This is a genomic window from Microbacterium sp. NPDC077644 (assembly GCF_040702785.1).
Lineage (GTDB): Bacteria > Actinomycetota > Actinomycetes > Actinomycetales > Microbacteriaceae > Microbacterium.
This window is the reverse complement of record NZ_JBFBME010000002.1, coordinates 691,926-713,626: the sequence shown is the minus strand read 5'-3', so window position 1 is coordinate 713,626 and position 21,701 is coordinate 691,926. Positions and strand designations below refer to the sequence as shown.

The 21,701-nt window shown below is 68.2% G+C and carries 20 protein-coding genes; 9 read left to right on the top strand and 11 right to left on the bottom strand.

Annotated elements, in window-relative coordinates; translation table 11 throughout:
- Positions 1-113: 113 nt before the first annotated feature.
- Positions 114-2,759, top strand: coding sequence for a penicillin acylase family protein (locus tag AB0269_RS10405; RefSeq protein WP_366211117.1), 2,646 nt, complete (start codon positions 114-116; stop codon positions 2,757-2,759).
- Here AB0269_RS10405 and AB0269_RS10400 read toward each other — a convergent pair whose 3' ends face one another.
- A complete protein-coding gene (locus tag AB0269_RS10400; RefSeq protein ID WP_366211116.1) occupies positions 2,760-3,527 on the bottom strand; it encodes a GntR family transcriptional regulator in 768 nt (255 codons plus the stop codon).
- A gap of 246 nt (positions 3,528-3,773) precedes the next feature.
- Here AB0269_RS10400 and AB0269_RS10395 point away from each other — a divergent pair, with 246 nt between their 5' ends.
- The 5 genes from AB0269_RS10395 to AB0269_RS10375 are packed head-to-tail and all read left to right on the top strand — an operon-like array spanning position 3,774 to position 7,667.
- Positions 3,774-4,670, top strand: coding sequence for a transporter substrate-binding domain-containing protein (locus AB0269_RS10395; RefSeq protein ID WP_366211115.1), 897 nt, complete (start codon positions 3,774-3,776; stop codon positions 4,668-4,670).
- A 10-nt stretch (positions 4,671-4,680) separates the two neighbouring features.
- Positions 4,681-5,418: an ectoine/hydroxyectoine ABC transporter permease subunit EhuC gene (gene ehuC, locus AB0269_RS10390; protein ID WP_366211114.1), complete on the top strand. Its 738-nt coding sequence runs from the start codon at positions 4,681-4,683 to the stop codon at positions 5,416-5,418.
- A complete protein-coding gene (gene ehuD, locus AB0269_RS10385; RefSeq protein ID WP_366211113.1) occupies positions 5,415-6,080 on the top strand; it encodes an ectoine/hydroxyectoine ABC transporter permease subunit EhuD in 666 nt (221 codons plus the stop codon). The genes ehuC and ehuD overlap by 4 nt, the downstream gene beginning before the upstream one ends.
- Before the next feature lie 16 nt (positions 6,081-6,096).
- Entirely contained in the window at positions 6,097-6,879 is a 783-nt protein-coding gene (ehuA, locus tag AB0269_RS10380; protein ID WP_366211464.1) for an ectoine/hydroxyectoine ABC transporter ATP-binding protein EhuA, read from the top strand.
- A 23-nt stretch (positions 6,880-6,902) separates the two neighbouring features.
- A complete protein-coding gene (locus tag AB0269_RS10375; protein WP_366211112.1) occupies positions 6,903-7,667 on the top strand; it encodes an alpha/beta hydrolase in 765 nt (254 codons plus the stop codon).
- Between the two features lie 114 nt (positions 7,668-7,781).
- Here the strand turns inward: AB0269_RS10375 and AB0269_RS10370 are convergent, their stop codons facing one another.
- The 8 genes from AB0269_RS10370 to AB0269_RS10335 all read right to left on the bottom strand — a co-directional run bounded on the left by AB0269_RS10370 (position 7,782) and on the right by AB0269_RS10335 (position 16,359).
- The gene (locus tag AB0269_RS10370; RefSeq protein ID WP_366211111.1) at positions 7,782-8,654 is read right to left on the bottom strand and encodes a hypothetical protein; all 873 of its coding nucleotides are present in this window, start codon (positions 8,652-8,654) and stop codon (positions 7,782-7,784) included.
- Positions 8,655-8,891: 237 nt separating this feature from the next.
- On the bottom strand, positions 8,892-9,281 hold the full coding sequence (gene mnhG / locus AB0269_RS10365; RefSeq protein ID WP_366211110.1) for a monovalent cation/H(+) antiporter subunit G: 390 nt from the start codon (positions 9,279-9,281) through the stop codon (positions 8,892-8,894).
- On the bottom strand, positions 9,278-9,547 hold the full coding sequence (locus AB0269_RS10360; protein ID WP_366211109.1) for a monovalent cation/H+ antiporter complex subunit F: 270 nt from the start codon (positions 9,545-9,547) through the stop codon (positions 9,278-9,280). Before AB0269_RS10360 ends, mnhG begins: the two co-directional genes overlap by 4 nt.
- Positions 9,544-10,116 (bottom strand): Na+/H+ antiporter subunit E, encoded by a 573-nt coding sequence (locus AB0269_RS10355; RefSeq protein ID WP_366211108.1) that lies wholly within the window; start codon positions 10,114-10,116, stop codon positions 9,544-9,546. The genes AB0269_RS10360 and AB0269_RS10355 overlap by 4 nt, the downstream gene beginning before the upstream one ends.
- Positions 10,113-11,666, bottom strand: a complete 1,554-nt coding sequence (locus AB0269_RS10350) for a Na+/H+ antiporter subunit D (protein ID WP_366211107.1) — start codon at positions 11,664-11,666, stop codon at positions 10,113-10,115. Before AB0269_RS10350 ends, AB0269_RS10355 begins: the two co-directional genes overlap by 4 nt.
- Entirely contained in the window at positions 11,663-12,253 is a 591-nt protein-coding gene (locus tag AB0269_RS10345) for a Na(+)/H(+) antiporter subunit C (RefSeq protein ID WP_366211106.1), read from the bottom strand. The genes AB0269_RS10350 and AB0269_RS10345 overlap by 4 nt, the downstream gene beginning before the upstream one ends.
- Positions 12,253-15,198 (bottom strand): Na+/H+ antiporter subunit A, encoded by a 2,946-nt coding sequence (locus AB0269_RS10340; protein WP_366211105.1) that lies wholly within the window; start codon positions 15,196-15,198, stop codon positions 12,253-12,255. Before AB0269_RS10340 ends, AB0269_RS10345 begins: the two co-directional genes overlap by 1 nt.
- 96 nt (positions 15,199-15,294) lie before the next feature.
- Positions 15,295-16,359 (bottom strand): LacI family DNA-binding transcriptional regulator, encoded by a 1,065-nt coding sequence (locus AB0269_RS10335; RefSeq protein WP_366211104.1) that lies wholly within the window; start codon positions 16,357-16,359, stop codon positions 15,295-15,297.
- Between the two features lie 58 nt (positions 16,360-16,417).
- Here AB0269_RS10335 and AB0269_RS10330 point away from each other — a divergent pair, with 58 nt between their 5' ends.
- Genes AB0269_RS10330 through AB0269_RS10320 form a run of 3 tightly spaced genes read left to right on the top strand, consistent with a single transcriptional unit; the run spans position 16,418 to position 19,091 of the window.
- Positions 16,418-17,647, top strand: a complete 1,230-nt coding sequence (locus tag AB0269_RS10330; protein WP_366211103.1) for an MFS transporter — start codon at positions 16,418-16,420, stop codon at positions 17,645-17,647.
- 9 nt (positions 17,648-17,656) lie between these two features.
- Positions 17,657-18,352, top strand: a complete 696-nt coding sequence (nucS, locus tag AB0269_RS10325) for an endonuclease NucS (RefSeq protein ID WP_366211102.1) — start codon at positions 17,657-17,659, stop codon at positions 18,350-18,352.
- Between the two features lie 58 nt (positions 18,353-18,410).
- Positions 18,411-19,091 (top strand): HAD hydrolase-like protein, encoded by a 681-nt coding sequence (locus tag AB0269_RS10320; RefSeq protein WP_366211101.1) that lies wholly within the window; start codon positions 18,411-18,413, stop codon positions 19,089-19,091.
- 70 nt (positions 19,092-19,161) lie between these two features.
- Here the strand turns inward: AB0269_RS10320 and AB0269_RS10315 are convergent, their stop codons facing one another.
- Positions 19,162-19,368, bottom strand: coding sequence for a cold-shock protein (locus AB0269_RS10315; RefSeq protein WP_175987918.1), 207 nt, complete (start codon positions 19,366-19,368; stop codon positions 19,162-19,164).
- Positions 19,369-19,609: 241 nt separating this feature from the next.
- Positions 19,610-21,673 (bottom strand): MMPL family transporter, encoded by a 2,064-nt coding sequence (locus tag AB0269_RS10310; RefSeq protein WP_366211100.1) that lies wholly within the window; start codon positions 21,671-21,673, stop codon positions 19,610-19,612.
- Positions 21,674-21,701 lie beyond the last annotated feature (28 nt).

The window sequence follows — 21,701 nt, the reverse complement described above, 5'->3', positions numbered from 1 at the left end:
ACAGGCTGCGCGCGGAAAACCGCTGATCGGTTAGGATTCCAGGGGCGCGGACCCGAAACGCGCTCCCAGATCCGGTGAGACCGGATCCCCAGGTCAACCCTGAAAGCTGTGCGATGACGACTGAACCCGCCGAGCCCGCCCCCCGTCATCTCGGTGCGAAGATCGGGAGGATCGCATTCCTCGTCGTCGCCGCCCTCCTCGTCGTCGCGGTCGCCGCCGCGTTCTTCGTAGTCTGGACGATCCAGCGCTCCTTCCCGCAGACCGCCGGCGAGCTGCAGGTCGACGGGCTGCAGTCCGAGGTCGTCGTGCAGCGCGACGCGCTCGGTTTGCCCACCATCACGGCCGACTCCTCGCACGACCTGTTCTACGCGCAGGGCTACGTGCACGCGCAGGACCGCTTCTTCGAGATGGACTTCCGCCGCCACGTCACCAGCGGCCGTGTCTCGGAGATGTTCGGGGAGTCGCAGTCCGGTACCGACATGTTCCTGCGCACACTCGGCTGGCGCGACGTCGCCGAACAGGAGGTCGAGGCCCTCGACGACACCACCCGCTCCTATTACGAGGCCTACGCCGATGGCGTGAACGCCTACCTCGCCGAGAACGACGGCGCCGAGGCATCCCTCGAATATGCCGTACTCGGCATGCAGAACCCGGAGTACGAGATCGAGCCGTGGGAGCCGGCCGACTCCGTCGCATGGTTGAAGGCGATGGCCTGGGACCTCCGCACGAACATCGAGGACGAGACCGAGCGGGCGCTGCTCGTCGCGCAGACCGGGGATGCCGAGGCACCGGCCGACAGCATGTCGATGCTCGAGCAGCTCTATCCGTCGTACCCGTTCGATGAGAACCCGGTCATCGTGCCGAAGATCTCGGTCGTCCCCGAGGTCGGATCGAGCACGGATGCCGATAGGGCGTCCTTCACGGACGACTCCGGCAGCGGCATCCAGAACGCCGTCACGACCATCGACTGGCAGGAGGCCGACAGCGTCATCGAGGCGGCCGGCATGCTCCTCGGCGATGCCGGCGAGGGCATCGGCTCGAACTCATGGGTCGTGTCGGGTGCGCTGACCGAGTCCGGGATGCCGCTGCTCGCCAACGATCCGCACCTCGGGGCCGCACTGCCCAGCGTCTGGTATCAGGTGCAGCTGCGCTGCTCGACGATCAGCGATGATTGCCCGTTCGACGTCGGCGGCTTCTCGTTCTCGGGTCTTCCCGGCGTCGTGATCGGCCACAACAGCCAGGTCGCTTGGGGCTTCACGAATCTGACGACCGACGTGGCTGATCTGTACATCGAGAAGGTCGACGGCGACCAGTACTGGCGCGACGGCGAACTCGTGCCGCTCGACGTCCGCGAGGAGACGATCGAGGTCGCGGGTGGCGACGACATCCCGCTGACGATCCGCTCGACCGTGCACGGTCCGATCGTGTCGGGCCTCACCGATGACTTCACGTCCGTCGCCGACGGCCTCGTCACGGCCGACGGTTCCGGCCTCAGCCAGGGCGAGACGGATGCCGCGAACGGCATGAGCGGCGAGTACGCCGTGAGCCTGCGGTGGACGGCGCTCGACGCCGGCACGACGGCGGCGGCGCTGTTCGCGATGAACACCGCCCACGACTTCGACGCCTTCCGGCATGCGGCATCCCTGTTCGACGTCCCGGCGCAGAACCTCATCTATGCCGACGTCGAGGGGAACATCGGGTACCAGGCACCAGGGCGTCTGCCGATCCGCGGCGCCGGCGACGGCTGGCTGCCGCAGCCGGGCTGGGACAGCGCGTACGACTGGACGGGGTTCATCCCGTTCGAGGAGCTGCCCGTGTCGTACAACCCGAGTTCGGGCTACATCGTGACAGCCAACAACGCGATCGTCACGGACGATTACGACCACTTCCTCTCGCGGGACTGGGACCACGGGTACCGGGCCGCGCGCATCGCCCACCTGATCGAGCGCAAGGCGGCCGCGGCTCCCCTCACGAGCGCGGACATGCGCGCGATCCAGAACGACAACGAGATGTGGATCGGCAAAAAGCTCGCCACCGTCATGGGCGATGTCGCCGTCGACGGCGCGGGCCCCCAGGAGGCGGTCGACCTGCTGCGCACCTGGGATGCGCAGAACAACGCCGATTCGGCGGCGGCCGCCTATGCGAATGTGCTCTGGTCGCACCTCGTGACGAACCTGTTCGCCGAGCGCGAGGAGCCGCTGCCCATCGGCGGTCAGGGCCGCCTGTTCACCGTCGTCGACGGCATGCTCGACGACCCGTCCGATCCGCTCTGGTCCAACGACGCGATCGGCGCGAGCGGCATGGACGAGATGCTCGCCCTGTCGGCCGAGGAGGCCTATGACGAGCTCGTCGCCCTGCAGGGGGGCGTCACCTCGCGGTGGAACTGGGGGAGTCTGCACGCCATCACCCTGCGCAGCGACACCCTGGGCTCCTCGGGCATCGCGCCGATCGAGGCGCTGTTCAACCGCGGCCCCTACCCCGTCGGCGGAGGCGCGTCGGTCGTCAACGCGACGGGCTGGGACATCGGCCAGTCGTACGAGACGACGACCGTGCCATCGATGCGCATGGTCATCGATCTGTCCGACTTCGATGCCTCCTCGTGGAATCATCTGACCGGAGCATCCGGGCACGCGTTCCACGCACACTACACGGATCAGACCGAGAACTGGTCGCGCGGCCTCCAGACGGTGTGGGCCTACACGCCGGATGCCGTCGCCGAGGCGACCGTCGACACGCTGACGCTGGCGCCGAAGGGCTGATCAGCCCTCGTCGTCGACGACCTCGATCGGGGTGATCACCGCGATCGCCTCGGTCACCGGGGTCTCGACGGTGTCGACGTCGCCGGCCTGGCCGGTGTGCCGTGCGACGGCTTCGGCGAACTGGCGTTCGAGAGCCGTGAAAGCCGCGAACGCGTCACCGGCGGCGAGCGCGTCGAGCAGCTCACGATAGGTCTCCGAGACGGAGCGGCGTGCGGTGTAGCCGTCGCCCTCGCCGCTGAGTCCGGCGATGCGGGTCTCGATCACGAGAGTCGACATGTACAGCCCGAGCCGGGCACTGCCTGACACGTCGACGAGCAGACGGTGGAACTCGAGGTCGGCGTCGCTGATGGCGAGCGCATCCGTTCCCCGGCTCACCTGGACGAGCGCCGCGTAGGCGGCTTCGAGCCGGTCCAGGACGGACTCGGCGCCGGCCTTGATGATGAGCCTGGCCGCCTGAGCCTCGATGGCGAGGCGTGCGTCGTAGACATCGGCGACGCGCTCGGGCCCGATCTCGCTGACCCGCATGCCGCGACCGGGGGATGCCGTCAGCAGCCGCTCCTGCACCAGCCGCTGCATCGACTCGCGCAGGGGACTCCGGCTCACTCCGAGCTGGGACGCCATCTCGACCTCGCCGATCGGGCTGCCCACAGGGAGGGCACCGGAGAAGATGGCGCTGCGGAGTTCTGCGGTGATCAGGTCGACCGTCGACGGGCGCGGCACGCGGACCATCGAAATCGGCGTCACGGGTCGCGGATTGTGTGAGGTCATGAGCATCCCTTCGGCTCGTCGCCATCGATGGTGCGTGGGAACAGCGAACAACTCATTGTCGATCCTCGGCGGCGAGATACGAAGTCGATCCGGAAACAGTGTCTCGCGAGATCACGATTCTGCATACTTGTCGACAATCTGCGCGTCTGACTGTACAAGTGCCGACAACGTTCATAGTCTGGGTCGCGGTCTACGGCGGCCTTGCGGCGCGCCCCGAGAACGGAACCCGATACGGAACGCGAGGACATGATGACGAAAAGAACGACACGGATCGGTGTCGCCACAGCGGCGGTCGGCACGCTCACGCTGGGCCTGCTGGCCGGCTGCTCCGCCGGCGGCGACGCGGAGACCGAGGGCATGAGCACGCTCGAGAAGGCACAGGAGTCAGGGTCGATCACTCTCGCGATCGCCTCGGAGCAGCCTTACTCGTGGGTCGAGGACGGCGAGCCGACCGGTGCGACGATCGCCATGCACGAGCAGATCTTCAAGAGCCTCGGCATCGACGACATCAAGATCGAAGAGGTCGACTGGAACTCGCTCATCCCCGGGCTCAACGCAGGGCGCTGGGACGTGATCAGCGCAGGGATGTCGATCCTCCCGGAGCGCTGCGAGGAGGCGGCGTTCAGCGACCCCGAGATCATGTACACGACGACGCTCGTGGTGCCCGCCGGTAACCCGAAGGATCTCAGCGACCTCGACTCGATCGCCGCTGCGGGCGGCGACGTGACGCTCGCCGTGCAGTCCGGCGCGATCGAGGAGGGCTACGCCGCCGACCTCGGCATCGCGAACACCGTCCAGGTCGACAGCGCTCAGGCCGGCATCGAGATCGTGCAGTCGGGCCGAGCGGATGCCTTCGCCCTGACCGCCGTCTCGATGAACTGGATGACGGAGGACCTCGACGACGTCGAGACCACGGAAGCCTTCGTGCAGGAGATCGACGGCGTCGAGCAGATCGGCGCCGGCTCGACGGTGTTCCGCCAGGAGGACACCGAGCTCCTCGAGGCCTACAACGAGGAGCTCGCCAAGATCACCGGCGACGAGGCCGCCTACCTCGACCTCGTCGAGCCCTTCGGGTTCACCGCCGAGAACCTCCCGCCGGCTGACCTGACCACCGAGCAGCTCTGCTCGGGCGAGCTGGGCTGATCCCGCTCCGGTGACTGAGAATCTGGACGCGCTCTGGAGGGCGCTGCCGCAGATCTGGGACGGGGTGCTCATCACCCTCGTGCTCACTGCGGGCGGCGCCCTCCTGGCGATCATCGTCGCGATCGCGCTCGGTCTGCTGGCGCGGTTCGAGAACATCCTGCTGCGCGGGTTCGCCAGGACGATCATCGAGCTCTTCCGCGGGACGTCGCTGCTCGTGCAGCTGTTCTTCTTCTTCTTCGTGCTGCCGCTGCCGCCGTTCAACCTCGAGCTCCCGGCCCTGTTCACCGGCATCCTGGCCCTCGGTCTCAACTACGGCGCATACGGCGCTGAAGTGGTGCGCGGGTCCATCAACGCCGTGCCGGCCGGTCAATGGGAGGCCACGACGGCGCTGAGCATGTCGCGCTCCCAGCGGATGCGCCGGGTGATCTTCCCCCAGGCCTGGGCGCTCATGATCCCCTCCCTCAACAACCTGCTGATCCAGCTCCTGAAGGGGACGGCGGTCGTGTACCTCATCACGATCGTCGACCTCACTGCGGAACTGAACCGGCTGCGCGTGCAGACCGACGTCTTCTTCGCGTACACACTGGGGCTCCTCATCTACTTCGCGATCGCCTACCTGCTGACCCTCGGCATGAACGCGCTCGAGTCCCGCGCGAAGCACCGTCTCGGCCAAGGCACGAAGTGGCGTGACGCGATCGCCGGCACGCCGTCGGTCCCGGACATGAAGGGCGCGGGGCAGGCCGCATGAACGACGACAAGAGCATCTGGAGCTGGGATCACGCGCTCGCCGTCCTCCCCGACCTGCTGTGGACCTTCCTGACCGTCACGCTCGTCGTGACCATCATCGGCAGCGCCATCGCCGCCGTCCTGGGTCTCGTCATCGCGCTCGGACGCCGCACGGCGCCCGGACCGGTCGCAGGAGTGCTCACGCTGGTGATGAACTTCGTCCGCATGACCCCCCTGGTCGTGCAGCTGCTGTTCGCCTACTACGTGTTCACGACCGTGCCTCCGATCGTGCTGGGGACCGTGATCATCGGCATCCACTACGCGACCTATATGGCCGAGGTCTATCGCGCCGGGATCGACGCCGTGCCGCCCGGCCAGTGGGAGGCGACGACCGCACTGTCGATGTCGCCCGCTCGCACCTGGACGGCCGTGATCATCCCGCAGGCGCTGCGCGCCACGCTCCCCGCCCTCGCCAACTACGTGATCTCGATGTTCAAGGACACTCCGTTCCTCATGGTGATCACGGTCACGGAGCTCGTGCGGGAGGCGCAGCTCTACGGCGGCACCAACTTCCGCTACGTGGAGGCGATCACCCTCGCCGGACTCATCTTCCTGGCGGCGAGCCTGCTGAGCTCGGTCCTGGCCAGACGACTGGAGAAGAAGCTTGAATACACCACCGCTTGACACCCACACCGGCGCGATCGCCCTCGAGGACGGAGACGTTCCCGCGATCCTCTTCGACAAGGTCGAGAAGCGCTTCGGCGACCACGTCGTCCTCCACGACCTCGACTTCACCGTGCGGCGCGGCGACCGCGTCACGCTGATCGGACCGAGCGGATCGGGCAAGACCACGATCCTGCGGCTCGTCATGACGCTCGAAGAGGCGGACGCCGGCTACATCCTCATCGACGGAAGCCCGCTCACGCACTTCGAACGCGACGGCAAGCGAGTGGAGCTGAAGGAGAAGCACAAGAACGAGATGCGCAAGCGCATCGGCATGGTGTTCCAGCAGTTCAATCTGTTCCCCAACATGACGGTGATCGAGAACATCATCGAGGCCCCGGTGCATGTCCTGGGATTGTCCAAGCAGGAGGCGCTTGCCCGCGGGCGTGCACTGCTCGAGAAGGTCGGCCTGCCCGACAAGGAGAACGCTCACCCGACGCAGTTGTCCGGAGGTCAGCAGCAGCGCGTCGCGATCGCGCGAGCGCTGGCGATGGAGCCGGAGATCCTGCTGCTCGACGAGGTCACCAGCGCGCTGGATCCGGAGGTCGTCGGCGAAGTCCTGAACATCTTGCGGGACGTCGCCAGGGACACCGATGTGACCATGCTCATCGTGACCCATGAGATGCAGTTCGCCCGGGACGTCTCCAATCGCGTGTTGATGTTCGACAGCGGACGCATCGTCGAGGAGGGCACTCCCGAGGCCATCTTCAGCGATCCGCAGGAGCAGCGCACGCGCGACTTCCTCTCAGCAGTTCTCTGAGCGGTGCGGGATAGGCTCGAAGGGTGCCAGAACGTCTTCTTGCTCCCGAGGGCACTCCTGCATCCATCGTCGAATTCGAGCACGGCGGCGCGACCCTGATCGCCGAGGACTTCGGCACCGGCGCGCGACCCTACGTGCTGATCCACGGCATCGGCATGGGCCGCAGCGTCTATCTCGACTTCGTCGAGCGTCTGCCCGGCCGCATCATCGCCCTCGATCTGCCCGGGTTCGGCGAGGCACCTGAGCCTTCCCGCACGCTGACCATGGCGCGGCATGCCGATCTGATCGCGGCGTTCCTGCGCAGCATCGACGTCTCGGATGCCGTCGTCATCGGCCACTCGATGGGCAGCCAGATCGGCGCGGAGCTCGCGTCGCGGCATCCATCGGTCGTCGACGGCGTGGTGCTCGCCGGGCCCACTGTGAACAGCGCATCGCGCAGCGTCAGGGAGCAGGCGACGTATCTGATGCGCGACCTGATCGGCGAGCGTCCGATCGTCCTCTGGCGCGGCGCGCGCGAGTATCTGCGAGGCGGACCGCATCTGATCAGGAAGATCCGCGCGACCGTGGTGCACGAGCCCGAGAAGGCGTACGCGAAGGTGCTGTGCCCCGTGCTCGTGCTGCGCGGCGAGCGAGACCCACTCGCGCCCGTGGACTGGTGCCGCAAGATCGTCTCCCTCATACCGGGCCGGGCCGAGCTGCGAGAGATCCCCGACCACGGGCACGGAACGCTGATCAGCGACGCCGAGCTCGCCGCCGACCTCATCACGGAGTTCGCCGCGTCGCTGTGACGCCGGTTCGCGCTGAGCGCGCTTCTCGTTCATAACTCCTCAGATTCCAGGTGGAACGCTGCCGAATGTGCGCGAAGTCCCCAGATTCTCGTCACCTTTGAGGAGTTATGCGTATCAGGCGCCGGTGAACCGCGACCCGAGAATCCTGATCACATCGGCGACCGCGGCCTGGACACGAGCGGAGTGGTACAGGATGTCAGCGGCGATGGGGCGGATCGTCACGTAGCCGAGACGTGCGGCGGCGATATCACGCACACGGTCTTCGGTCTGTTTGTCCCAGCCCTGGTGAAACTCCTTGCTGTCGCACTCGATGATGAGCCAGCCGTCCACCACGAAATCTACGCGTCCCACGCCGGGGATCGTGACCTGGGTCTCATAGCGCACGCCCAGTGCTCGAAGCATGAGCCGCATGAACGTCTCAGATCCCGACTCCGCGCTCGGATCGGTGAGCGCGAGGAGCACGGCGAAACGCACAGGCATGACGGCGATGACGGACTCGATCTGCTGCCGGGTGACGAGTCGATGGTGCAGCAGGCTGTCCAGGGTCGCGATCGCCGCGCGGGGCTCCTGGCAGCGCATGGAGTGACGGATCGCGTCGAGCAGCGAGACCGCATGGCGCGGTCCCTCGTGTCCAGACCAGACGTCCCAATGCAACACGGTGGTCGTGTTGTGCGGCTTGCGCAGGCGCGAACTCCCCGGTCGCGCGTGGATGTGCAGGACCGCGCATCTCAGAACGAAGACACCGATCTTCTGAAGCAGCGATATGCAGCTGACTCGTCCGCCCACACGCACAGCCTCCGCGACGTCGGCGTCGATGCCTGCGACGGCGTAATGATCGCGCCTCAATCGCCAAAGTGTCCCGGCGTTCACGGCCGAGGTGATGTCGCGGGAGCTCATCCCACTCTCGACCAGCTCTGACCGCGAGAACACAGTCTGCTCGTACACGTCCTCGACACGTTCGCGAACAGTTCTCTTGTCGTCCGTCATGCCCGAAGTGTGCCGATCCACCAGCCCTCGCGTGTGCCAGGGACGCGGGTTCGGTGGATGAGGCTCGGGCGAATTGGATCGTGGAGAACGAGTCGCGGTGCCGGATTCAGCGCGCGCTCGCGCACAACTCCTCAAGAACGGCGGCGAAGGCGGATGCAACGGCCGGGAACGGCGTCCTGCGGCCGATCTTTGAGGAGTTGTGTACACCACCGGCCGCGGGGGGGCGGGCGGCGCGACTCAGCCGGCGCCGGGCGGGGTCTGCTTGGACTGAGCGAGCTCGTCGACGACGAGCGTGCGCTCCTCCTCGGTGCCGTTGCGGTAGGCCTGCCGCCCGACGATGTGGGCCGACAGCGGGGCGGTCGCGAACTGCATCAGCACGATCGGCACGACCAGCGCGAGGCCCAGCAGGATGCCTCCGACCGACCGCTGCGACAGCGCCACGGCCAGGCAGATGAGCACGAGGCCGAGCACCTGCGGCTTGGTCGCCGCATGCAGCCGCGAGGGCACCGCGCGGAAGTGCAGCAGCCCGACCGCGGCCGACAGGCACAGCAGCGCGCCGAGCAGGATCAGCACGAGCACCGTCGTGTCGATCACGGCGTCCGGGATCTCGAATCCGAGCACGTTCATGAGGTCGTGTTGTCCCTCCGTGCGACGTAGCGGGCCACCGCGATCGATCCGAAGACGCCGACGGCGGCGATGATCAGCAGCACGGGGATGCTGCGCGTATGACCGTTGATCGCCATCTCGGCGCCGATCACGCACATCACCTCGGTCAGCAGCACGTCCGACGCGACGGCGCGGTCGAGGATCGACGGCCCGCGGATGATGCGGACGACGGTCAGCACGGCGGCGACACCGAAGATGACGATGATCGCGATCATGAGTCCGTTCACCGGGCGCCTCCCATCCGCTCGTCCTCTTTCAGCGCACGATACTGCGCCGGGCTTCCGAGCGCCCGCACGATCCGCCGCTCCCACTTCAGCACGTTCTGACGCTGGTGCTCCACGTCATCCATGTTCCGCACCCCGATGACGTGCAGGTAGAGGATGCTGCGGTCTCGGTCGGCCTCGACGACGAGCGATCCGGGGATCAGCGACGAGGTGACCGAGACGTGAGTCATGATGAGGTCGTCCGCGTAGCGCAGCGGCACGCCGATGATCGCAGCCCCCGGTTGACGCCGGAAGTCGAACACCTGGATCGTCACGGCCACGGCGCCGCGCACGATCGCCCACAGGAACTGCACGACGAACAGCGCCGCGTACCAGAGGTTGACGCGACCCGACAGCTCGACCGTCGGCAGGCGGAACACGCGGGTGACGAAGATCGCGATGACGAGGCCGGTGACGAGCGAGAGCACGGTGAACTGGTTCCACACCAGCATCCACAGCACGATGAGCCAGGCGAGGAACGGCAGCTGCAGCGCGATGTCGCGCAGCACGCTCCGCGAGGATTCGGGGCTCACGGGTTCACCTCCTCCTCGAGCTGGACGAGGTTGACCGGCTGCAGCAGCGATTCGCCGATGCTGGTGCACAGGGCGTAGAGGGGACCCGCGAAGACGGTCAGGGCGATGGTGACGCCGACCATGCCGCCGGTCGCGATCGTCATGATCTTCGGGATGCGCCGCCGCTCCTGCTGCTCGTCGGCCGCGGGCGCGTCGGCGAGGTACGCGGTGCGCGCCTCGGTCTCGGTCGAGTCCTCCTCCTCGCGCCAGAACGCGAGGTTCCACGCGCGCATGAGGGCGTAGAGGGTGAGGAGAGAGGTGAGGATGCCGGCGAAGATCAGCACGATCATGATCGGCGTGCCGACGGATGCCGCGGCCTCGAACAGCGCGAACTTGCCGATGAAGCCGGAGAACGGCGGAAGGCCGCCGAGGTTGATCGCCGGGATGAAGTACAGCACCGCCAGGACCGGCGCGGCCTTCATGAGCCCCTTGACGCGCAGGATCGACGTGCTGCCGGCCCGGCGCTCGATGAGTCCGACGGCGAGGAACAGGGTCGTCTGCACGATGATGTGGTGCACGATGTAGTACACCGTCGCGCCGATCGCCTCGGGCGTCGCGATCGCCAGGCCGAAGATCATGTAGCCGACGTGGCTGACGAGAGTGAACGAGAGGATCCTCTTGAGCTCGGCCTGCGCGACAGCACCGAGCACGCCGACGATCATGGTCGCCAGCGCGATGATCAGCAGCACGAAGTTGATGTCGTTGCCGGGGAAGAGCTGCGTCTCGGTGCGGATCAGCGCGTACACGCCGACCTTCGTCAGCAATCCGGCGAAGACCGCGGTCACCGGCGCGGGCGCCGTCGGGTACGAGTCGGGCAGCCAGAAGGACACGGGGAAGATGGCGGCTTTGATGCCGAATGCCGCGAGGAGCAGCAGGTGCAGCACGAGCTGGGTGTCCTGCGGCAGCTCGCTCATCCTCTCGGCGATCTGCGCCATGTTGACGGTGCCGAGCGCGCCGTAGATCACCGCGATCGCGGCGAGGAACAGGATCGACGACACGAGCGAGACGACGATGTAGACCGCGCCGGTGCGGATGCGCGACTCGGTGCTGCCCAGCGTGATGAGCACGTACGAGGCGACCAGCAGGATCTCGAATCCGACGTACAGGTTGAACAGGTCGCCGGCGATGAAGGCGTTGAAGATGCCCGCCGCGAGGATCAGGTACGACGGGTTGAAGATCGAGATCGGGGTCTCATCGGTGCCGTCGGCGGCTCCCTGGCCGATCGAGAACAGGAGGACCGCGACGAGCACGATGCTCGAGATGAGAACCAGGAGCGCTGCGAGCCGGTCGACGTAGAGGACGATGCCGAACGGCACCGGCCAGCCGCCGACGGAGACGGCGAGCGGGGTTCCCTGGTCGACGACGACGAGCAGCACGGCGGCGATGATCGCGACCGCCGTGAGGGTCGCCACGGTGACGAACACCTGCAGGCGCGGGCTGCGCCCGAACACGAGCGTGATGGCGGCGCCGAGCAGGGGCAGGGCGACGAGCAGGGGCACGAGGGCGCTCATGTGCGGTCCCCCTCGTCGTCCGTGTCGGATGCCGTGGCCGACCCTTCGACGGACTCAGGGAGCGGCGAGTCCGTCGAAGCATCCGCCGACCACGCCCGGTCGACCGGGGCGTCGTCGTGGATGGACGGGTGATCGCGCATGTGCAGCACGGTGATGGGGGCCGTGCGCACGTCGACGAAGTCGGTCGTGGCATCCTCGTCGCCGGTGTCGTCCTCGTCGTCCAGGACGTCCTCGTCGGCGTCGGTGCGCTCGCGCAGGGCGATGTCGGCGTCGTCGTCCTCGACGGTGTCGGCCTGACCGAGCTGCCAGGAGCGGTAGATGAGGGCGAGGAGGAAGGCCGTGACGGCGAACGTGATGACGATGGCCGTGAGCGTGAGCGCCTGCGGCAACGGGTCGCTGACGTCGCTGTAGCCGAAGAAGGGCGCGTTGCCCGGCACACCCATGACGATCAGCAGCAGCAGGTTCGTGGCATTGCCGAGCAGCATGAAGCCGATGAGCACACGGGTGAGGCTGCGCTCGAGCATGGCGTAGACCCCGGCGGCGAACAGCACCGCCATGACGATGATCAGGGTCAGCGAGACATCCATCAGATCGTCACCCCCCGCGTGCGCATCTCCTGCGTCTGGCGGTCGACCTCGGCGCCGAGGCTGCGCAGAACGTCGAGCACGAGCCCGATGACGACGAGGTAGACCCCGATGTCGAAGATGGTCGAGGTGACGAATTCCATGTGTCCGATGCCGGGGATCTCCCACTCCCAGAACGTGCTCGTCAACGGCGCGAGCCCGAAGAACAGCGGTACGACGGCGGCGCCGACGGCGAGGATGAGTCCGGCGCCCAGCAGACGCCCGGCATCGGTGGGAGCTGCGGCACCGAGCTCCCAGCGCCCGCCGGCGACGTAGCGCATGACCAGGGCCATGCCGGCGACGAGGCCGCCCGCGAATCCGCCGCCGGGCTGGTTGTGCCCGGCGAAGAGCAGGTAGATCGAGACGACGATGATCGTGTGGAACAGGATCCGCACGATCACCTCGAGCAGGATCGAGCGGTTCTCGGGCTTCATCTGCTGCCCGCCCACGAGCCATGCGCGCGGGCTGCTGCGGTTCTCCGCGGTCTGGAATCGGACGCCCTCGGTGGTCTCGACGAGCGGCATGATGCGGGCCTTGCGACGGACCCGCTTGGGCAGCGCCGGCCGCTGGGCGAGCATGTCGGCGCGATGGGTGACGAAGACGAGGGAAGCCACGCCGGTCGCAGCGAGCACGAGCACGGACAGCTCGCCCATGGTGTCCCATCCGCGCAGGTCGACGAGGGCCACGTTGACGACGTTCTTGCCGTGGCCGAGCTCGTACGCGAGTTCGGGGAACGTGATCGAGATCGGGTCGGCGATGCGGGACTGCGTGGCGACGATGACGATGAAGGCCATCGTCAGTCCGGTGCCGATCGCGAGGAGGGCGCGCGGGATGCGGGAGACCGAGGCGTTGTGCTCGCCCATGCGAGCCGGGAGCCGCCGCAGCACGAGCGCGAAGGTCACCATCGTCACGGTCTCGACGAGGATCTGCGTGAGGGCGAGGTCGGGAGCGCCGCTCGTTGCGAACAGCGCGACCATGCCGAGGCCGGTGACCGAGACGAGCACGACGCCGGTGTAGCGCTTGCGCGCCTGCACCGCGAACACCGCCGCGATCGCCATGATCGGGGCGACGGCGATCTGGGTCGGGGTGTGCCAGGCCGAGAGGTTCAGCCGGTCGATGTCGCTGGCGAGCAGCGCGGTGACCTCGGCGGCGACGACCACGACGAAGATCGTGCCGACGTAGACCGGCAGCGAGCCGCGCTGGGTGAGCGTGGTCGTGATCACCGAGAGGCGGTCGACGCCGCGCATGACGAACGCGTACGCGTCGGCGGCCGTGAAGGGCAGCAGCCGGCGCCTGCGGTCCCATCGGGTGCGCACGGCGAGCAGGAAGACCCCCGCGCCGACAAGGATCGACAGGATCGAGATGCCGAGCGCCGGCTCGAACCCGTGCCAGAGCGCGAGATGGCCGGGGCCCTCGGTCGCGGCGCCCTCGGCGTCGAGGCCGGGCAGCGCCGTGACGGCGTAGGGATGCAGCGCGATGTCGATGGCCGGGGCGGCGAGGCCGGCGGCGAGGGTGACGCCGGCGAGGATGATGGGTGCGGACAGGAATCCGACGGGCGGGTCGGGCCAGACGGTCTCCGGCATCCGCGCGCCCTGCTCGTCGCGCTTGCGCCAGAACGCTCCCCACAGGAACCGGATGCCGTATGCCGTGGTCAGCATGGATCCGAGGATGACGCCGATCAGAGCGACCAGACCCCAGACCGATCCGCCCATCGCGTCGTCGAGCAGGGACGTCAGGGCCGACTCCTTGGCGACGAATCCGATGGTCGGCGGGATCCCGGCCATGGATGCCACCGAGATGAATGCCGCGACGGCCATGACCGGGGCCTGCCGGCCGACGCCGGACAGCTCGGTGATGTCACGGGTCGAGAGCTGACGGTCGATGATGCCGACGATGAGGAACAGCGCCGACTTGAAGAGGGCGTGGCCGATGACCAGCGCGAGTCCGGCGAGCGCCGTGGCCTGCGTGCCGTAGCCGGTCATGACGGTGAAGAAGCCCAGCTGGCTGACCGTGCCGAACGCGAGCACGCGCTTGAGGTCGGTCTCGCGCAGGGCCTGGATGCCGCCGAGCAGCATCGTGAACACTCCCAGCGAGATGACGATCGGGCGCCACGGCTCCGACAGCGCGAAGACGGGTGAGAAGCGCGCGATGAGGTAGATGCCCGCCTTGACCATGGCAGCGGCGTGCAGATACGCGCTGACCGGGGTGGGAGCTGCCATCGCACCGGGCAGCCAGAAGTGGAACGGGAAGATCGCGGACTTGCTGATGGCTCCGACCAGGAGCATGACGATCGCGGCATCCACGATGGGGCCGGATGGCGCGGCCTCGAGGATCGCGGCGATGCTCGTCGTTCCGCCATCCACCGCGAGCAGCACGACGCCGACGAACATGACCAGACCGCCGAGGGTCGTGACCAGCAGAGCCTGCAGGGCCGCGCGACGGCTGGCCGCGCGGCGCCGGTAGTGCCCGATGAGCAGGTAGGAGAGGATGCTCGTGACCTCCCAGAACATCACGAGCATGATGATGTCGTCGGTGAGGACGAGGCCGTACATGGCCCCGGCGAAGCCGAGCAGGACGCCTGCGAACTGGCCGAGCTCGGTGGTGTCGTCGAAGAAGTACCAGCGGCAGTAGAGCAGCACGAGCGCGCCGACGCCGCTGACGATCAGGGTGAGGATCCACCCGAGCACATCCATGTGCATCGAGAGGTTGAGCCCCAGCTGCGGGATCCACGTGACGGATTCGAACGGCGCCGGTTCGGCATCCAGCACCTGCGGCGTCAGCATGAGCGCGTGGACGAATGCCGCTGCGGGAATGAGTGCAGCGGCAGCGAATGCCTGGGCTCCCAGCCAGCGCACCAATGCCGGGAGAACGAGGGCCCCGACGAGGAACACAGCGAGGAGCACGATCATCGGCGGCTCCTCAATGGCTCGTCGGCCCCGAGGGGCGCAGGCGGGCGGGTTTTTCCCAGTTTACCCGCCGCGAGGAACCCCTCGGCGCAGAGATCGTCAGTCCGGTGGAGCGCCCGTAGTCGAACCGGCCCGGAAACGGCAGGTGAAGTGGAGCGATGCGGCCCGTTCTCCGCGCAGCATCCTGGCAACCTGCTCCCCTGCGGCTCTTCCCTTCTCGACGGCGGGCTGCACCATGGTCGTCAGCACGTGATCGCCGATGCCGTCGACGCGGACGCCGTCGAATCCGGCGACGCTGAGGTCCTGCGGCACGCGGAGCCCCTGTTCCTCAGCCGCGCGGATGACGCCGACCGCGAGCAGGTCGCTCTGCGCGAGCACGGCGGTGGGCCGCGATTCCGGGTCCGCGAGCAGCGCTCGACCGGCGATGAGGCCTTCGTCGATCGAGCTGGTCGCGGCGGAGATGGCCGGGGCGTCGGGGTAGACGTCGTGCACGCCGCCGAGGCGATCGACGGTCACGTCCACAGTGGCCCTGGCGAGGCGATCCGGCGAGATTCCGCCGCGCTCTCGGCGGCTGTCGGTCGCGAGCGTCACGGCGACGACATCGGTGTGCCCCAGACGCTGCACGTGCCGCGCTATCTCGGCGGCCGCCTCGCGGTTGTCGAGCGAGATGCGCGGGACGCCCTCGCCGGCGTCGCCCTCGATCACGACGACGGGGAGCCCGCGGCTGCGCAGCACGTCGAGCGACGAACGGGTGCGGGTGGAGCATCCGATCAGGACGGCGGCGTCGACCGGGGCCGTGGTCAGCGCCGACGCGCCGTCCTCGGTCGGATCGTCGCGCAGCAGCAGGATGCCGGCGCCGAGCGAAGCGACCCCGTCGGCGAGGCCGTCCATCATGGGGATCGTCACGGGGTCGAGGAACGCCTCGCGCAGTTGTCCCTCCAGCACGACGGCGACGATGCCGCTGCGGCCGCGACGGAGCGAGGCGGCCATCGGATCAGGGCCGGTGTAGCCGAGCGCCGACGCTGCGGCGAGCACGCGATCGCGGGTGGCATCCGACACCTTGGTCTTGCCGCTGAAGACCACCGAGGCCGTCGACATCGACACCCCGGCCTCCTGGGCGACGTCCGACAGCGTCGCTCTGCGCGGTGCGATCTCAGCTGCCATGATCCGAGGATAGCCGCTCCCGGTTCCGGGCATCGAATCGATTCGATACACTCGAGGCATGGACCAGACGCTCACCGGGGCCCAGTACGTCCGCTGGCGCAATGCGATCTTCGCGATCTTCCTCGCCAGCGGCATGTCGATCGCGACGTGGGCGTCGCGCGTTCCCGACATCAAGCTCGCGCTCGACATTCACAACGCGCAGATCGGCCTGCTCCTGCTCGGCATGGGCATCGCCTCGATCATCGGCATCTCCACGGGTCCCGCCGTCATGGCGCGCACCGGCGCGCGGCGCGGGATGCTGACGACGATGATCATGGTCGCGATCGGACTCGCCCTCATCGGGCTCGGAACGACCGTTCTCGCATCGTTCCCGGTCGTGATCGCCGGACTCGTGCTCTTCGGCCTCGGCAACGGAGCGCTCGACGTCATGATGAACGTCGAGGCGACCGCGATCGAACAGGAGGCGGGCAAGACGATCCTGCCCCTGTTCCACGCCTTCTTCAGCTTCGGCACCGTGATCGGCGCCGGCATCGGCTGGCTCGCGACGAACTTCCACGCCTCCGTCGTGGTGCATGCGACCGCGGTCGGCGCGGCCATCGCGATCGCCGCATTCGTGTGCTTCGCGAACGTGCCCTCCCGCGAGGCCGTGCTCGACCCCCAGGAGCCCGGCGAGAAGCCGCACTGGCGCGAGCGGATGCACGTGGCGCTGTCCGCCTGGCGCGAGCCGCGCACCTACGCGCTCGGCGTCGTGATGCTCGGCATGTCGTTCGCCGAGGGCGGCGCCAACGACTGGCTGGCGCTCGGCACGGCCGAGGACCACGGCGGCGGGACGGCCATGGGGGCCGCCGCGCTCACGTTGTTCTCGGTCTGCATGACGGCCGTCCGCATCTTCGGCGGACCGCTCGTGGACCGCTTCGGACGCGTGCTCGTGCTGCGCGTCCTGTCGGTCGCTGCGGCCGGCGGCATCCTGCTGTTCATCCTCGCCCCGTCGCTGCCGCTCGTGTTCGTCGGCGCCGCACTGTGGGGCATCGGCGCATCGCTCGGCTTCCCCCTCGGCATGTCCGCAGCGGCAGATGACCCGGCGAAGGCCGCGGCGCGCGTGAGCGCTGCAGCGACGATCGGATACATCGCCTTCCTCGGCGGCCCGCCCGTGCTCGGCGTCATCAGCGAGCACATCGGCCTGCTGAACACGCTGTTCATCCTCGTGGCGCTGGTCGTGGCATCCGGCCTGTTCTCGGGTGCGGCCAAGCCCTTGAAGGAGACGGCGGCCACCACCGCGACGAAGTAGGCTCGTCGGGTGCGTCTCGTCATCGCCCGCTGCTCCGTGGACTACACGGGCCGCCTCAACGCCCACCTTCCCCTCGCCACCCGACTGCTCGTGCACAAGGGCGACGGGTCGCTGCTGGTGCACTCCGACGGCGGCAGCTACAAGCCGTTGAACTGGATGAGCCCGCCGTGCACCCTCACGACCGAGGAGCCCGGTGAGGAGGAGGCGAGCGCCGGCGTCATCGACGTGTGGCGCGTGACCCACAAGAAGACCGGCGACGCGCTGCGCGTGCAGATCTACGAAGTGCTGCACGACTCCGCGCACGAGCTCGGCATCGACCCCGGCCTGCAGAAGGACGGCGTCGAAGCCGATCTGCAGCGCCTCCTCGCCGAGCAGGTCGAGCTCGTCGGCGAGGGCACCACCCTCGTGCAGCGCGAGTACCCCACCGCGATCGGGCCCGTGGATCTGATGGTGCGGGATGCCGAGGGCCGGGCGATCGCGATCGAGGTCAAGCGCCGCGGCGACATCGACGGCGTCGAGCAGCTGACCCGCTACCTCGACCTGCTCGGCCGTGATCCGCACCTCTCCCCCATCACCGGCATCTTCGCCGCTCAGGAGATCAAGCCCCAGGCGCGTGTGCTCGCCGAGGACCGCGGCATCCGCTGCCTCGTGCTCGACTACGACGAGATGAAGGGCATCGAGTCGGGCATCCCCCGCCTGTTCTGAGACGCAACCGACCCTTCGACAGGCTCAGGGATCGGCAGCGCGCCCATAGGCTGGATGCATGCCCCTCTCCCCCTTCTCCTGCGTGCTGTGGGACGTCGACGGCGCGATCGCCGATGCGACGCCCGGCATCTTTCCTCGGCTCCGCGAGGTGTTCGTCCAGTTCGGGCTCCCCGAACCCGACCAGGCGATCCTGCACCGGTGGGTGGGCCCGCCGATGTACGAGTCGTTCCAGGAGCTCGCGGGCCTCAGCCCCGAGAAGGCATCCGAGGCGCTGACCGCGTATCGCGCCCTCGCCGCCCGCGACGGGTATGCGGCATCCGTCGACGTCTACCCGGGCGTGCCCGACGTCATCCGCGCGGTCGCGGCCGCCGGCATCCCGCAGTCCACGGCGAGCACGAAGCCCGAGAACCAGGTACGGGCGATCCTCGAGCACAACGAGCTGCTCGATCTCTTCACGGCCGTCTCGGGCGCGCGCGCGGGCGAGATCGGCCGGAGCGACAGCAAGAAGGAGGTCATCGGCTGGGCGCTCGAGCGCCTGGCGGCGGCCGGTGCCGACATCTCGCGTCCGGTGCTCATCGGCGACCGGCATCACGATGTCGAGGGCGCCGCGGAGTTCGGCATCCCCGTCATCTTCGACGAGTGGGGTTTCGGCGACCCGTCAGAAGGGGATGCCGCAGCCTATCGCGTCGCCGACGCATCCTCGCTGCGGGCGATCCTCCTGCCGGAGCAGGCCTCCTGAAACACAGCACTCCCCGCCGAGGCACGCGGATGGCGTGCTCCCGGACGAGGAGTGCGGGTGAAGATCTGCCTCAGAGAGGGCGGATGTTCTCGGCCTGCAGGCCCTTGGGGCCCTGCGCCACATCGAACTCGACGCGCTGGTTCTCGTCGAGCGAGCGGTAGCCGGTTGCTTCGATGGCGGAGTAGTGCGCGAAGACGTCGGCGCCGCCGTCATCGGGGGAGATGAAGCCGAAGCCCTTCTCCGAGTTGAACCACTTGACCGTGCCTTGGGTGCTCATGTACTGCCGTTCTGCTGGAATGTCGCCGGGGTGCCCCGACGATGCCCAGATTATCTGCGCGCGCTCCGAGCGGAACAGCTGTGACCAGATGGTGATCCAAATGTTGCACAGCCCGAGAACGGATGCGGCCCTCACCGCGGGGGGAGCGGTGAGGGCCAAAGACGACCGGAGGGTGCGTCAGAGACAGCCTATATCCAAACGCAAGTGTTTGTCCCCCATATGGGGGACAAACTCAGAAACCTCATAACCGAGGCGCTTCGACCTTCCTCGGCCACCAGATCCGATCGCCGAGAACGCCGAACAGTGCAGGCACGATGACGGTGCGCACGACGAGCGTGTCGACCACGACGCCCACGCCGACGATGAGCCCGAGTTGGCCGAGCGTGACCAGCGGCAGCACGCCGAGCGCGGCGAACACCGCGGCCAGGACGATGCCCGCGCTCGTGATGACGGCACCCGTGTGCGATACTGCCTCGACCATGCCCCCGCGGGTGCCTCGCGCCTGCGCCTCGGAGCGCGCACGGTGCACGAGGAAGATCGTGTAATCGATCCCCAGCGCCACGAGGAACAGGAACGCCAGCAGCGGAACCTGCAGATCCAGCGCCGGCCGATCGAACAGCACGCGGCTCAGCCACGCCCCGGCGCCGATCGCCGCCGCGGCGCTCGCGAGGTTCACGAGCAGGAGGACGACCGGGGCGACGAGCGAGCGCAGCAGCACGAGCAGCACGATGAAGCTCACCGCGAGCACGAGCGGGGCGATAAGCAGAAGGTCCCGCTGATTGCCCGCACGGGCGTCGAGGTCGGTCGCGATCGCGCCGCCGACGAGCGCATCGGCATCCGGCACGGCGTGCGCGACGCCGCGCAGCTCGCTGACGAGGTCGAGGCTCTCCTGGGTGCCGGGCGCGAACTCGCCGGTCACCATGATCCGGGTGAGCTCGCCGTCGTCGGTCTCGCCGGTCGGATGCGCGCGGACCACCCCGTCGACGCCGCCGACGGCATCCACGACCTCGTCCGCCTGGTCGGACGCGGCGACGATGAGGATCGGCTGCGCCTCGCCCGGCGGGAAGTGATCTGAGAGCACCTCGAGTCCGGCCGCGGACTCGGACTGCACCCGGAACTTCTGGACGTGGTCGAGACCGACCGTCGTGCCCAGGAGCCCTGTGGCCATGACGGCGAGCAGCGCGATGCCGCCGACGAGGCTGACGGCGGGTCGCTTCATGACGCGCGTCGCGATGCCGCGCCACGCGCTGCCCTGCTTCGCCGCGCCCTCTTTTTTCACAGCGCCTCCCGGCTTCGGCACGAACGGCCAGAACACCTTCCGCCCGCACACCGCGAGCACCGGCGGCAGCGCGAACAGCACCGCGGCGAGCGCAATGAGCAGCCCCGCCGCCGATGAGATGCCCAGACCCCGCGTGCCGGGGATCACGGCCAGTGCGAGCGTCAGCAGGGCGAGCACGACCGTGACGTTGGATGCCACGATCGCCGGCACCGTCTTGCGCCATGCCGTGCTCAGAGCCACCCGGTGATCGTCGTTCACTGCCAGCTCCTCGCGGTAGCGCGAGATGAGCAGCAGCGCGTAGTTCGTGCCGGCACCGAACACGAGCACGCTGATGATGCCGGCGTCGAACTGGAGGTCGAGCCAGGCCCCGAGCGCTTCGGTCGCCTTCGCTGCGAGCTGGTCGGCGAACGCGACCACGACGAGCGGCAGCAGCCAGAGGATCGGGGAGCGATAGGTGACGATGAGCAGCAGCGCGACGATGAGGATCGTCACGATCAGCAGCGTGAAATCCGCGCCGTCGAAGGACGAGGTGATGTCGGAGCCGAAGGCCGGTCCGCCGGTGACCTGCAGGGTCAGTCCGTCGATGCCCGGAATCGCCTGCCGCAGATCCTTCACGATCTCGGCGGTCGCGGCGTTGTCGTCGCCGACCGTGATCGGCGCGACGATGACCGCGGCCTCGCGGTCGTCGCTGACGCTCGGCGGCGAGGACTCCAGACCGGTGTGCTCGTCGAGGACCGGCACCAGGTCGGTCAGGGCATCGAGATCGGATGCCGTGAGCTCGCCGGCATCCTCCCGTGAGGCGACGACGATCACGGACTGCTCCTCCGCGTCGGGGAACTCGTCGAGCAGCGCGCTCACCCGGCTCGACTCCGAATCCGCCGGGGCCGTCTCGTTCGCGGACGGCGCCTCGATCCTGCTGAACAGGCCGAACAGTGCCACGAAGACGATGAGGACGATGCCGAGGGAGACCCATGCTCCCCGCCGGGACGTGAGCCGGTCGGGAAGGCGCGTGCGCGTTGCTGTCATGATCTCCAGCCCACCAGCGCACGCGCGT

Bases quoted from the DNA above. Each gene is read 5' to 3' on its own strand.
- AB0269_RS10330 (WP_366211103.1), top strand. From the start codon at position 16,418: ATGGACCAGACGCTCACCGGGGCCCAGTACGTCCGCTGGCGCAATGCG.
- AB0269_RS10395 (WP_366211115.1), top strand. From the start codon at position 3,774: ATGATGACGAAAAGAACGACACGGATCGGTGTCGCCACAGCGGCGGTC.
- AB0269_RS10370 (WP_366211111.1), bottom strand. From the start codon at position 8,654: ATGACGGACGACAAGAGAACTGTTCGCGAACGTGTCGAGGACGTGTAC.
- AB0269_RS10340 (WP_366211105.1), bottom strand. From the start codon at position 15,198: ATGATCGTGCTCCTCGCTGTGTTCCTCGTCGGGGCCCTCGTTCTCCCG.
- AB0269_RS10310 (WP_366211100.1), bottom strand. From the start codon at position 21,673: ATGACAGCAACGCGCACGCGCCTTCCCGACCGGCTCACGTCCCGGCGG.
- AB0269_RS10405 (WP_366211117.1), top strand. From the start codon at position 114: ATGACGACTGAACCCGCCGAGCCCGCCCCCCGTCATCTCGGTGCGAAG.
- ehuD (WP_366211113.1), top strand. From the start codon at position 5,415: ATGAACGACGACAAGAGCATCTGGAGCTGGGATCACGCGCTCGCCGTC.
- AB0269_RS10400 (WP_366211116.1), bottom strand. From the start codon at position 3,527: ATGACCTCACACAATCCGCGACCCGTGACGCCGATTTCGATGGTCCGC.
- AB0269_RS10350 (WP_366211107.1), bottom strand. From the start codon at position 11,666: ATGAGCGCCCTCGTGCCCCTGCTCGTCGCCCTGCCCCTGCTCGGCGCC.
- AB0269_RS10320 (WP_366211101.1), top strand. From the start codon at position 18,411: ATGCCCCTCTCCCCCTTCTCCTGCGTGCTGTGGGACGTCGACGGCGCG.
- AB0269_RS10345 (WP_366211106.1), bottom strand. From the start codon at position 12,253: ATGGATGTCTCGCTGACCCTGATCATCGTCATGGCGGTGCTGTTCGCC.
- AB0269_RS10315 (WP_175987918.1), bottom strand. From the start codon at position 19,368: ATGAGCACCCAAGGCACGGTCAAGTGGTTCAACTCGGAGAAGGGCTTC.
- AB0269_RS10335 (WP_366211104.1), bottom strand. From the start codon at position 16,359: ATGGCAGCTGAGATCGCACCGCGCAGAGCGACGCTGTCGGACGTCGCC.
- mnhG (WP_366211110.1), bottom strand. From the start codon at position 9,281: ATGAACGTGCTCGGATTCGAGATCCCGGACGCCGTGATCGACACGACG.